Here is an 11,321-nt window from a genome sequence, read left to right as displayed (position 1 = left end):
GCCGCCGTGCGGGTCGGCGCCGGTCAGCCGTGGCCGCGCACCAGGGGCAGGAACACCTCGTCCACGATCTCGACAAGCACCTCGTCGGGGACCGAGGGGATGCCGCGCATCGCGTACTCGGCGCGGAGCAGCATCATCGGCGCCGTCGCCACCCGGGGCCGGACGGCCGCCGCCGGCGCCTCGCCCCGGGCCGCGGCCCGGTCCAGCATGCCGAGCCACGCGCGGTCCATGGTGTCCGCGCCGGAGCGCTCCCGCATCAGGGTGAGCAGCTCCGGGTCGTCGGCCGCGGCGGCGAGCAGGCCGCGCAGGATCGTCCCGTGCGGCGAGGACCACGTCTCGTTGGCCCGGCGGAGCATCTCCAGCGCGTCGCCGCGCAACGTTCCGGTGTCCGGGTTCGGCATGGCGGCGTCGGACAGGTGGCGGTACGCCGCGATGCCCAGCGCCGCCCGGTGCGGCCACCGGCGGTAGATGGCGTTCTTGTTGGTCCCGGCGCGGGCGGCGACCCGGTCCATCGTCATCCCCGAGTATCCGGATTCGCGCAGTTCCGCTGCGGCGGCGTGCAGGATCGCCCGTTCCAGTTCCTCGCCCCGGCGCCTCGTGCCCATGGCTTGCAGGGTACTCGACGTACCCTGTAGGGTACGCGGCGTACCTTATGAGCGGGGAGGAAACGCGGGATGCGCGTCTTCGGCATGAACTACGACACCGGCTTCGTGAGCGCCGGGTCCACCACCCACGAACCCTTCGACCCGGAGACCGTACGGCGCGACCTGCGGGTCATCCGGGACGAACTGCACTGCGACGCGGTGCGGATCACCGGCGGCGTCCAGGACCGGCTGGAGCTGACCGCGCGCCTGGCGGCCGAAACGGGGCTGGAGGTGTGGTACTGCCCGTTCACCAACGGCCTGGACCGCGCCGGGCTCATGGCGTTCCTGCTCGACGGCGCCGAACGGGCCGAGCGGCTGCGACGTGAGGGCGCCACCGTCGTCTACCTCACCGGCTCCGAGATCTCCATGTTCACCGAGGGCTTCCTGCCCGGCCGCGACCTGACCGAGCGCCTGGCGCTGTTCACCGATCCGATGCGGATGCGGGAGGCGGTCCCGGTCGCGCGGGCCGCGGTGCGCGACTTCTTCGCCGACGTGCTTCCCGCGGTGCGCGAGCGGTTCGGTGGCCCGGTCGGATACGCCTCGATCCCCCTCGAAGGCGTCGACTGGACCCCGTTCGACATCATCGCCAGCGACGCCGGCTACCGCGACGCCACGAACGCGGCGGCGTTTCCGCAGAGCCTCGCGGCGGCGGTGGGCCAGGGCAAGCCGTACGCCGCCACGGAGTTCGGCTGCTGCACGTACCGGGGCGCCGCCGACGTCGCGGGCGCGACGGAACCGGTCACCTACGACGAGCACGGCCGGGCGGCGAAGCTCACCGCGACGCTGGAGCGCGACGAGGAGGGCCAGGCCCGCTACCTCGTCGACCTGCTGCGCGACTACGAGGCGGGCGGGGTGGAGGCGGCCTTCGTCTACACGTTCGCGAACCGGCACCTGCCCACCACCGGGGACCCGGAGCACGACTTCGACCTGGCGGCCCGGGGCATCGTGCGGGTGCTGCCGGACGGCTCGTGGACACCCAAGGCCGCCTTCCACGCCCTCGCCGAGTACGGCCGCGCCCGCGCGTCGAACCGGTCGGCCGGCTAGGCGTCCGCCCCGACGGCGGGCCCGCGCCGTCGGGGCGGAACTGGCAGTGTGGACGGATGACGGACATCGAGGCCCGCCTGCCCCACCCCTTCTACCAGGACGCCGACGGCGTCAACCGGCCGCCCGGCCCACGCAAGCACCCCGACTACGCCCGGTTCGCCGCCGGCTCTCCGGTGGTGCCCATCGTCCGCCGGGTCGGCGGCGAACCGGTGCCGGCGCTGCTGATCTGCCGGTACGCCGACGTGCGCGAGGTGCTGCGCCGGCAGGACGTCTTCTCCCGGGCCGCCGCCGCGTACGCCGACGAGGTCGACGTGTCCGGCACCATGCTCGGCATGGACGGGGCCGAGCACGCCCGGGTGCGCGGCACCGTGAAGGACGCGTTCACCAGGCCGGCCGTCGACGGGCTGCGCGACGCGGTCCGGACCGCGGCCGAGGAGCGGCTCAGCGCGATGGTGGTCCGGGGCGCTCCGGCGGACCTGGTCCGCGACTTCGCCGTCCCGTTCGCGCTGGACGTGATCTGTGACCTGCTCGGCCTGCCGGCCGACGACCGGATGCGGTTCCGCCGGTGGGGCGACATGTTCCTCGGCGCCGGCGACCTGAGCCGCGAGGAGGCCGCCCGGTCCGCCGAGGAGATGGGCGGCTACCTGTGGGAGCAGCTCGAACAGCGACGCGACCGACCCGGCGACGACCTGCTCGGCCGGATCGCGACCGTCGCCGCCGACCAGCCGGTGGACGTCCAGATCAAGCTGCCGATCTCGCTCGTGGTGGGCGGCTGGGAGACCACGGCCAGCTCGATCGCCACGTTCGTCCACGTGCTCCAGACCGAGCCGTACGGGCCGGCCGGCACCGGTTGGGCGCATCTTGTCGCGCACCCCGAACGGCTGGACGGCGCGGTCGCCGAGCTGGAGCGGCTGCACTCCACCGCGAACGGCGACGAGATGCCGCGGCGGGTGATGGCGGACGTGACGCTGCCCAGCGGCGCCCGACTGGCGGCGGGCGACATCGTGGTCCCCTCGCACGACGCCGCCAACCGCGACCCGGCGGTGTTCCCCGACCCGGAACGGATGGACTTCGACCGCGCACCCACGCCGCACCTGTCCTTCGGGCACGGCGCGCACTACTGCATCGGGGCCCACCTGGGCGCGCTGGAGGTGCGCACCGCGCTCGGCCTGCTGCTGCGGGAGCTGCCCGGCCTGCGCCTCGCGGTGCCGCCGGACGAGGTGCCGTGGAAGCCGGGCCACGCCATCCTCGGCCCGGTCGGGCTGCCGGTCACCTGGTAGCCGGCCCGCCCGCGACGCCGCCGACCGGCTCGGGAGCGCCCGGCGACATCGTGGTCACCGCGCCCGGCCGCTCGCGGTCGAGGTGCAGGCGCAGCAGCAGCCAGCCCAGCGACACGCCGCCGATGAACAGGTACGCGGCCTGCGTGCCGAACGTGTCCCAGCAGGTGTGCAACGTGACCGCCGCGGCGAAGGTCAGCAGGAACGCGGCGAGCCGGCGGCCGCCGGGCGCGGCGGCGAGGGCGAACAACGCGCCGGCCGTGAGCCCGGTCCAGGACAGGTGCGCGGCCGGCGCGGTGAGACCGCGGATCAGCAGTGTCTGCTCGACCGCGCCGAGGTTGCCCTGCGACCCGACCAGCGCGGTGAACGCGTAACCCATCGTCTCCAGCGCGGCGAATCCGGCGCCGGAGGCCACGCCGATCACCAGCCCCTCCCCCGGCGACCGGTGCCGCCGCCACAGCAGCAGGACACCGACCGGCACGATGAGCTTCGCGGTCTCCTCGATCAGGCCGACGAGGACCATCGGCAGCACGCCGAGCCGGTGCAACGTGTCGTACTCCAGCCAGCCGGCCGCGACGACACCGATCACCCCGCCGAGGAACGCGGCGAGGCCGACGATCGCGCCCGGGACCCGCCAGCGGCCGGACCGGCCCTCGGCGAACGTGAGGAACGTGGCCGGCGCGATCGCGGCGCCGAGCACGATGAGCGCGGGTACGAAGTTGATGTTCCGGGTGCCGATCAGGGTCTCCAGCACCAGCAGGAACAGTCCGACGCCGACCAGCAGGACCAGGAGCCACGCCCAGCGGCGTCCGAGATTCGCCATGCCGCCACTATCGTCCCCGGCTCCGGGGAGCGCCAACCGCGGGCGGCGTCCGTCCGGCATCGTGGACAGTGAGACGCAGCCGACACGCCCGACGCGACATCTGGTGTTGCCCGCCGGCCATCACCGCCATATATGGTGTCCCCGCAGCTGGTTCGGCCGCGCCTTCCAGGCACGGCCGAGGCAAGAGGGAACCCGGTGGAAGTCCGGGACTGCCCCGCAGCGGTGAGTGGGAACGACCGCCGTCATCAGCACTGGGCCACCGGCCTGGGAAGCGACGGCCAGTAGGCGACCTCGTGTCACGCCCGCGAGTCCGAAGACCTGCCAGCGCGCCGTGCGCTGCCGCGCGCGGCGGTCGACGGTCGCGCGGGACGACCTACGCCAGCAGCCGGGCCGGTCCTGCGTGCCGTGCCCGTTGGCGTTCTCCCGCCGGCCGAGACCATCGGTGACAGCGAGGGAGAGGTCATGACGGTCGTGCAGGAGAGTCCCCGGTCCGGTGCCACCGGGCCGGAGCAGCGCCGGCTGGCGATGCGGGTCCGCAAGCGGGACGGCGACACCGAACCGGTCGACGTCAACCGGATCGTCCGGGCGGTCGAGCGCTGGGTCGCCGACCTGGCCGAGGTCGATCCGCTGCGGGTCGCCACCCGGACCATCAGCGGGCTCTACGACGGGGCGAGCACCGCGGAGCTGGACCGGTTGTCGATCCAGACCGCGGCGGAGCTGATCGGCGAGGAGCCGCAATATTCCCGGTTGGCCGCCCGGCTGCTGGCCGCGTACGTGGACGAGGAGGTTCGCGGGCAGCAGGTGACGCGCTTCAGCGAGTCGATCCGGTACGCGCACGGGCTGGGGCTGGTCGGCGACGACACCGCCGCGTTCGTGGCCCGCCACGCCGACGAGCTGGACGACGCCGTGGACCCGGCCGGTGACCTGCGGTTCGAGTACTTCGGCCTGCGCACGGTGGCGGACCGTTACCTGCTGCGACACCCGGAGTCGCGGCTGGTGGTGGAGACGCCGCAGTACTGGCTGCTGCGGGTGGCCTGCGGGCTGTCGCACACCCCGGCCGAGGCGGTCGCGCTCTACCGGCTGATGTCCAGCCTGGCCTACCTGCCCAGCTCCCCCACGCTGTTCAACTCGGGCACCCGGCACACCCAGATGTCGTCGTGCTTCCTGGTGGACTCGCCCCGCGACGAGCTGGACTCCATCTACGAGCGCTACCACCAGGTGGCGAAGCTGTCGAAGTTCTCCGGCGGCATCGGCATCTCCTGGTCCCGGGTGCGCGGCCGGGGCGCGCTGATCCGGGGCACGAACGGGCGGTCGAACGGCATCGTGCCGTTCCTCAAGACGCTCGACGCCGGGGTGGCGGCGGTGAACCAGGGCGGCCGGCGCAAGGGCGCGGCCTGCGTCTACCTGGAGCCGTGGCACCCGGACGTGGAGGAGTTCCTGGAGCTGCGGGACAACACCGGCGAGGAGTCCCGGCGGACCCACAACCTCAACCTGGCCAACTGGATCCCGGACGAGTTCATGCGCCGGGTCGAGGCGGACGAGGACTGGTCGCTGATCGACCCGTCCGACGCGCCGGAACTGCCCGACCTGTACGGCGAGGCGTTCGACGCCGCGTACCGGGCGGCCGAGAAGAAGGCGGTCCGCACGGTCCGGGCCCGCGACCTGTACGGGCGGATGATGCGCACGCTCGCGCAGACCGGCAACGGGTGGATGACGTTCAAGGACGCCGCGAACCGGCTGTCCAACCAGACCGGCGAGCCGGGCAACGTGATCCACCTGTCCAACCTGTGCACCGAGATCCTGGAGGTCAACGACGACGCCGAGACGGCGGTGTGCAACCTCGGTTCGGTGAACCTCGGCGCGCACGTCACCGCCGACGGGGTCGACTGGGAGAAGCTGCGGGCCACGGTGCGTACCGCTGTGGTGTTCCTGGACCGGGTGATCGACATCAACTACTACCCGGCCGCGCAGGCGGCGGCGTCGAATCCGCGCTGGCGGCCGGTCGGGCTGGGACTGATGGGCCTCCAGGACGCGTTCTTCACGCTGCGCCTGCCGTTCGACTCACCGGCGGCGCGGGAGCTGTCCACCCGGGTGCAGGAGGAGATCCTGCTGACCGCGCTGGAGACCTCCGCCGGGCTGGCCGAGCAGTTCGGGCCGCATCCCGCGTACCCGCGGACCCGGGCCGCGAAGGGCGACCTGCACCCGGACCTGTGGGGCGCGACGCCGACCCAGGTCGACAGGTGGGCGGCGTTGCGGGCGCGGATCGCCGCGTCCGGGCTGCGCAACTCGCTGCTGGTGGCCATCGCGCCGACGGCCACCATCGCCTCGATCGCCGGCTGCTACGAGTGCGTCGAGCCGCAGGTGTCGAACCTGTTCAAGCGGGAGACCATGTCCGGCGAGTTCCTCCAGGTCAACACGTACCTGGTGCGGGAGCTGAAGGCGCGTGGCCTGTGGACGCCGCAGGTCCGCGACCGGATCAAGCGGGCCGAGGGCTCGGTGCAGGGTGTCACCGAGCTGCCCGCCGAGGTGCGGGAACTGTTCCGGACCGCGTGGGAGCTGCCGCAGCGGGCGCTGATCGACCTGGCCGCCGCGCGGGCGCCCTACGTCGACCAGTCGCAGTCGCTGAACCTGTTCCTGGGCGCGCCGACCATCGGCAAGCTCTCCTCGATGTACCGGTACGCCTGGCGGTCCGGTTTGAAGACCACCTACTACCTGCGGTCGCGTCCGGCGACCCGGATCCAGCAGGCCACCGTGGCCCCGGTGCCCGCCCCGGCGCCCGCCCGCGACGACGAGGCGCTCGCCTGCTCCCTGGAGAACCCCGAGAGTTGCGAGGCCTGCCAGTGACCACGGTGCCCGAGAACCGCCCGATGCTGCTCGACCCGGGCATGGACCTGACCCTGCGGCCGATGCGCTACCCGCACTTCTTCGACCGGTTCCGCGACGCCATCCGCAACACCTGGACCGTCGAGGAGGTGGACCTGCACGCCGACCTGGCCGACCTGGAGCGGCTCTCGCCGGCCGAGCGGCACCTGGTGTCGCGGCTGGTCGCGTTCTTCGCCACCGGCGACACCATCGTCGCCAACAACCTGGTGCTCAACCTCTACCAGCACGTCAACTCGCCGGAGGGGCGGCTCTACCTGTCCCGCCAGCTCTTCGAGGAGGCGGTGCACGTCCAGTTCTACCTCAACCTGCTGGACACGTACGTGCCGGACGAGCGGGAGCGGTTCGCCGCGTTCGCGGCGGTGGAGAACATCCCGTCGATCGCCCGCAAGGCGGAGTTCTGCTTCCGTTGGATCGACTCGATCCACGAGCTGCGGGAGCTGCGCACCCGCTCCGACCGGCGGGCGTTCCTGCTCAACCTCATCTGCTTCGCCGCGTGCATCGAGGGGCTGTTCTTCTACGGCGCGTTCGCCTACGTCTACTTCCTGCGGTCACGGGGGCTGCTCAACGGGTTGGCCTCCGGCACCAACTGGGTGTTCCGGGACGAGTCGATGCACATGGCGTTCGCGTTCGACGTGGTGGAGACCGTCCGCGCCGAGGAGCCGGAGCTGTTCGACGCCGAGCTGGAACGGCAGGTCCGGGACATGCTCGCCGAGGCGGTGGAGTGCGAGGCGCAGTTCGCCGAGGACCTGCTCGACCAGGGCGTCTCCGGGATGTCGCCGGCCGACATGCGCGGCTACCTGCAACACGTGGCGGACCGGCGGCTGGCGGCGCTGGGCCTCGCGCCGATGTACGGCAGCGGCAACCCGTTCGCGTTCATGGAGTTGCAGGACGTGCAGGAGCTGTCGAACTTCTTCGAGCGGCGGGTGTCGGCGTACCAGGTCGGGGTGACCGGCAGCGTCACGTTCGACGACGACTTCTGACCCCGGTCCCCGTCCCGGCCGCCGTCCGCGGCCGGGACGGGACCGTCCCCGGATACGCGCATGCGCGTATCGCCCGCGGCGCCCCCGATCCGCACAGTTGTCTGCGCCGATCCCCACCCGGGCGTCGGCGGACGAGGGGGGAACCGCACCATGAAACGGATACGTCGACGGCTGCGGCCGTTGCTGGCGGCGGCACTGGCCACTGTGGTCGGGGTGGCGTTCGCCGCCGTGCTGCCGGCCGCGCCGGCCGCGGCGAGTTACGGCTCCACGGTCACCGTCACGGCGAACGAGATGCACACCACGGAGTGCCTGGACCGGGTCTGGCTGGTCGTCTGCGACCCGCCGGAGCTGTTCGGCGTCGCGATCATCACGCAGGACGACGGCCAGCAGCAACGCTGTGAGATGGCGCTGCCGGCGGCCGCCGGCACGGACATCGTCGGCGACCGCACGGTCTGCGCCGGGCGGTCGGTAACCGGCAACTTCCGGGTCAACTTCGAGCTGTGGGAGGACGACTCCACCGAGGGCGGCAGCCGCGAGCAGGCCGACCTCAACCCGGGCACGGCGAAGGACTGGGCCACCACGAACCTGCTCGGCGGCCGGGCCGGGGTGTCCCGGTGGACCACCAGCGGCGGGCCGTCCCGGGCGATCTTCACGGTGACGGTCGCGGCCCGACCGACGAGCATCGCCATCTCGTCGCCGTCGCCGACCGGCACGCCGCGCGAGTTCGACCCGCGGCTCGGCGAGCGGCTGATGATCAGCGGATCGCTGTCGGTGCCGTCGGCGCTGCGGTTCACCGTCACCTCGCAGGCGACCGGGGCGTCGATCGTGCTGGCCGAGGCGCCGTTCTACGGCGGCGCGTTCAACGTCGACTGGGACGGCCGCTGGTCCGACGGGTCGTACGCGGCCGTGGGCGGGTACACGATCACGGTCGTCGACCCGGTCGACGCCGGCTCGGCCCGGACCACCCAGGCCCGGGTCATCCAGCGGGTCGGGCTGGCGTTCACCGGCATGACCAGCCAGCCGGCCACGAACTGGCAGTACCGCAGCGGCCCGATCGTGGTGAGCGCGGTGGCGACGGCCGCCGGCACGTTCCGGATGCGGGTGACGCGTGGCGGCGTCGAGGTGTTCCGCAGCGCCGACCAGCGCCGCGCCGCCGGCCCGATCTCGTTCTCCTGGACCGGCCGGCACGCCGACGGCTCCTGGGCCACGCCCGGCAGCTACGTGTTCACGCTGGAGGGCACCGCCGACGACGGGCGGGCGTTCCCGGCCGCCTGGCGTACCGTGCCGGTCAGCGACCCGCCGCCCGGCCTGGAGGTGTACGCGCTGGCCGAGCCGGGCGTCCCGGCGGTCAACCCGCAGGCGGCGCCCGGCACGTCGATCCGCGCCAAGGTGGTCGCCACCGACCACACCGCCCGACCGGCGGCCCGGATCACCGTGGAGATGAGCCCGGCCGGCTGGATCGGCCGGCCGGTGACGCTCGCGCCCCGCGTGGTGAAGACCTGCGAGCAGACCGACGAGTGCCAGGCGGTGATCCCGTCGGACATCCTGGCCGGCGCGGCGGTCGCCTACCGGGTGACCGCCAGCGAGGCGGACGGGGTGCCGGAGGCCCGCACCGCGACGGCGGACTGGCGGATCACCGACCTGAACCCGCCGGCGCCGTCGCAGACGCCGGAGGTGACCCTGGTGCCGCTGTGGCGGGCCAGCGTGCCGGCGGTGGTGGACGGCAACGGGCGGGTGAACACCCGGCCGCTGAACCAGAGCATCGACGTGGCGTACGCGCCGGGCACCGGCTACGACACCACCACACTGGACGGCGCGCGGCAGTTCGGCAACGCGGTGGACGACAACGCGTGGCAGTTGCTGGGCATCCGGTCGCGGGTGTTCCCCAGCTCGATCGGCACGCACTGGTCCCAGGTGGGAATCTGGGTGCAGAACGTGCCGGTCGAGGTGACGGTCAGCCCGGACGGCGACGCGTTGTGCCGGCGCGGCGCGTTCAGCCCGGTCAGCTTCGCCGAGACCAACGGCGTACTGCACACCGTCAACTGCCGGGACAACGCCTCCGGCTCGGTGTTCAGCGCCGACTCGCCGATCGTGGGCTGGCACGAGCTGCACCACAGCGCCTACCACGAGGGCGACGAGTACTGCTGCGACGGCGGCTACTGGTACGGCGAGGGGAAGAACACCTACCACTCGTTGACGGACTGCCGGCGGGGCGGGTCGGCCGCGGGCACCTGCAACGAGATCACCGACGGCGTGACCCCGACCGGTTGGTGGCGCAGCGACGGCCCGATGGCCGACGTCATGATCGACAATTCGGTCGAGCGGGCCGACGACATCCGGGCCGCCGAGGCGACCTTCGCACGATGCGGGAGAGGGCAATGCTGAACCGACGTCTCCGTACCCTGGTGGTGGCCGCGCTGGCGCTGCCGTTCCTGGGCGCCGTGGCGGTCGCCTCGCAGGCCGCGCCCACGGCGGCCGGCGCGGCGCCGGTGGTGCCGGCGCCGACCGTCGACCCGGCGAACCCGACCACCGGCACCCACCTGCGGCTCGGGCTGCGCGTGTCGGCGCGGGCCGCCGCGCCGACCCTGCTGGAGATCGACCGGGGCTTCGCCTCGTCGCTGCGCGACTCCGGCGGGCCGTTCCAGCTCGTGGTGCGCGACGCCGCCGGGGCGGTGCTGGACACGCTGGCGCTCGACGACCCGCTCGCGGTCCGGGTGTACGACAGCAAGCGCAACGCGCACGACACGCCCCGGGTCAAGGAGGCGGACGTGGTGGTGGACCTGCCCGTCGCCGACACCGCGGCCGTGGTGGACGTGATCCTGGCCGACCGGCGGGTCGGCCAGTTCGAGATCGGGTCGCTGATCCGGGCCTGCCAGGGCGCGTCGCTGCCCTGCGCCACCAGCTAGGACCGCCGGCCGGGCACCTCCAGGATGCCGAGTTCGACCGCCTTCATGACGGTGGCGACCGGCCCGGAGGTGCCCAGCTTGCGGTGCACGTGTTCCAGGTGCTTGCGGACCGTGCCGGCGGCCAGGCCCAGCCGGCGGGCGGTGGCCGGCACGGTCAGCCCGTCGGCGATGCCGCGCAGCACCTCCACCTCCCGCCCGGTGAGCGTCGCGCCACCGGGGAGGGCGACGCCGGCGGGCAGGCAGGCCCGCCGGTGCACCGGGATCAGCGCCGGTTGCAGGCGGGTGAGCAGGTCCATCTCGCGCGCGTCGAAGGCGCGGTCGCGGTTGAACTGGTACCAGCGCAGCACCGGGGTGGGCGCGACCACCACTGTGACGGTGTGCGCGCCGATGCCACGCGGGGCGAGCACCTCGCGGTAGAGCGCGTGCTGCCGCCACTGCCGTTCCGACAGCACGTCGGTCACCTGCGCCGGCTCCCCCGGGTACCGGTGCGAGCGGCGGACCGTCGGCGCGAACAGCGGATGGTCGGTCACCTGGTGGTGCATCCGGTGAACCAGCGCCCGGTCCACCGGCCGGTCGGCGGCGAGGTCGGGCAGGCGCAGCGTGGCCAGGTCGAGTTCGGCGTAGGTGGACAGCTCGCTGTCGAGCCGGCGGGCGACGGCGGCCAGCACGGTGTCGACGAGCGCGGCGCCGCGCAGCGCCCCGATCCCGGTCGCCGTCTCGCGTATCCACGTCTGGTCCGCCGTGGCGGTGGGAAGCGTCACGAG

General features: G+C 73.2%; 9 protein-coding genes and 1 riboswitch. Of the genes, 6 read left to right on the top strand and 3 right to left on the bottom strand.

The genetic code is table 11. The features are described from left to right. Positions 1 to 23: 23 nt before the first annotated feature. Complete coding sequence (locus C8054_RS14465) at positions 24 to 605, bottom strand: TetR/AcrR family transcriptional regulator (protein ID WP_107157324.1); 582 nt, start codon at positions 603 to 605, stop codon at positions 24 to 26. 69 nt (positions 606 to 674) lie between these two features. Between C8054_RS14465 and C8054_RS14460 the strand changes: the two genes are divergently transcribed. Both C8054_RS14460 and C8054_RS14455 read left to right on the top strand, forming a co-directional pair. Further along, positions 675 to 1,688 carry a hypothetical protein gene (locus tag C8054_RS14460; RefSeq protein WP_107157323.1) on the top strand — a complete coding sequence of 338 codons (1,014 nt, stop codon included), beginning with the start codon at positions 675 to 677 and terminating at the stop codon, positions 1,686 to 1,688. A gap of 56 nt (positions 1,689 to 1,744) precedes the next feature. After that, the gene (locus C8054_RS14455) at positions 1,745 to 2,968 is read left to right on the top strand and encodes a cytochrome P450 (RefSeq protein ID WP_107157322.1); all 1,224 of its coding nucleotides are present in this window, start codon (positions 1,745 to 1,747) and stop codon (positions 2,966 to 2,968) included. Here C8054_RS14455 and C8054_RS14450 read toward each other — a convergent pair. After that, complete coding sequence (locus C8054_RS14450; protein ID WP_107157321.1) at positions 2,958 to 3,788, bottom strand: PrsW family intramembrane metalloprotease; 831 nt, start codon at positions 3,786 to 3,788, stop codon at positions 2,958 to 2,960. The genes C8054_RS14455 and C8054_RS14450 overlap by 11 nt on opposite strands. Before the next feature lie 131 nt (positions 3,789 to 3,919). Further along, positions 3,920 to 4,129, top strand: a riboswitch (cobalamin riboswitch). A 121-nt stretch (positions 4,130 to 4,250) separates the two neighbouring features. Between C8054_RS14450 and C8054_RS14445 the strand changes: the two genes are divergently transcribed. The 4 genes from C8054_RS14445 to C8054_RS14430 all read left to right on the top strand — a co-directional run bounded on the left by C8054_RS14445 (position 4,251) and on the right by C8054_RS14430 (position 10,557). Next, the gene (locus C8054_RS14445) at positions 4,251 to 6,632 is read left to right on the top strand and encodes a ribonucleoside-diphosphate reductase subunit alpha (protein WP_107157320.1); all 2,382 of its coding nucleotides are present in this window, start codon (positions 4,251 to 4,253) and stop codon (positions 6,630 to 6,632) included. A 23-nt stretch (positions 6,633 to 6,655) separates the two neighbouring features. After that, a complete protein-coding gene (locus C8054_RS14440; protein ID WP_107157380.1) occupies positions 6,656 to 7,651 on the top strand; it encodes a ribonucleotide-diphosphate reductase subunit beta in 996 nt (331 codons plus the stop codon). Positions 7,652 to 7,801: 150 nt separating this feature from the next. Further along, positions 7,802 to 10,036, top strand: a complete 2,235-nt coding sequence (locus C8054_RS14435) for a hypothetical protein (RefSeq protein ID WP_107157319.1) — start codon at positions 7,802 to 7,804, stop codon at positions 10,034 to 10,036. Continuing rightward, positions 10,030 to 10,557, top strand: a complete 528-nt coding sequence (locus tag C8054_RS14430; protein WP_107157318.1) for a hypothetical protein — start codon at positions 10,030 to 10,032, stop codon at positions 10,555 to 10,557. The genes C8054_RS14435 and C8054_RS14430 overlap by 7 nt, the downstream gene beginning before the upstream one ends. Here C8054_RS14430 and C8054_RS14425 read toward each other — a convergent pair. After that, positions 10,554 to 11,318: a helix-turn-helix transcriptional regulator gene (locus C8054_RS14425; RefSeq protein ID WP_107157317.1), complete on the bottom strand. Its 765-nt coding sequence runs from the start codon at positions 11,316 to 11,318 to the stop codon at positions 10,554 to 10,556. The genes C8054_RS14430 and C8054_RS14425 overlap by 4 nt on opposite strands. Positions 11,319 to 11,321: the final 3 nt, after the last annotated feature.

This window comes from Micromonospora sp. RP3T, assembly GCF_003027925.1.
GTDB lineage: Bacteria > Actinomycetota > Actinomycetes > Mycobacteriales > Micromonosporaceae > Micromonospora.
This window is presented reverse-complemented; position numbering and strand designations above follow the sequence as displayed.

Bases quoted from the DNA above. Each gene is read 5' to 3' on its own strand.
- C8054_RS14450 (WP_107157321.1), bottom strand. From the start codon at position 3,788: ATGGCGAATCTCGGACGCCGCTGGGCGTGGCTCCTGGTCCTGCTGGTC.
- C8054_RS14435 (WP_107157319.1), top strand. From the start codon at position 7,802: ATGAAACGGATACGTCGACGGCTGCGGCCGTTGCTGGCGGCGGCACTG.
- C8054_RS14440 (WP_107157380.1), top strand. From the start codon at position 6,656: ATGCTGCTCGACCCGGGCATGGACCTGACCCTGCGGCCGATGCGCTAC.
- C8054_RS14460 (WP_107157323.1), top strand. From the start codon at position 675: ATGCGCGTCTTCGGCATGAACTACGACACCGGCTTCGTGAGCGCCGGG.
- C8054_RS14465 (WP_107157324.1), bottom strand. From the start codon at position 605: ATGGGCACGAGGCGCCGGGGCGAGGAACTGGAACGGGCGATCCTGCAC.
- C8054_RS14455 (WP_107157322.1), top strand. From the start codon at position 1,745: ATGACGGACATCGAGGCCCGCCTGCCCCACCCCTTCTACCAGGACGCC.
- C8054_RS14430 (WP_107157318.1), top strand. From the start codon at position 10,030: ATGCTGAACCGACGTCTCCGTACCCTGGTGGTGGCCGCGCTGGCGCTG.
- C8054_RS14445 (WP_107157320.1), top strand. From the start codon at position 4,251: ATGACGGTCGTGCAGGAGAGTCCCCGGTCCGGTGCCACCGGGCCGGAG.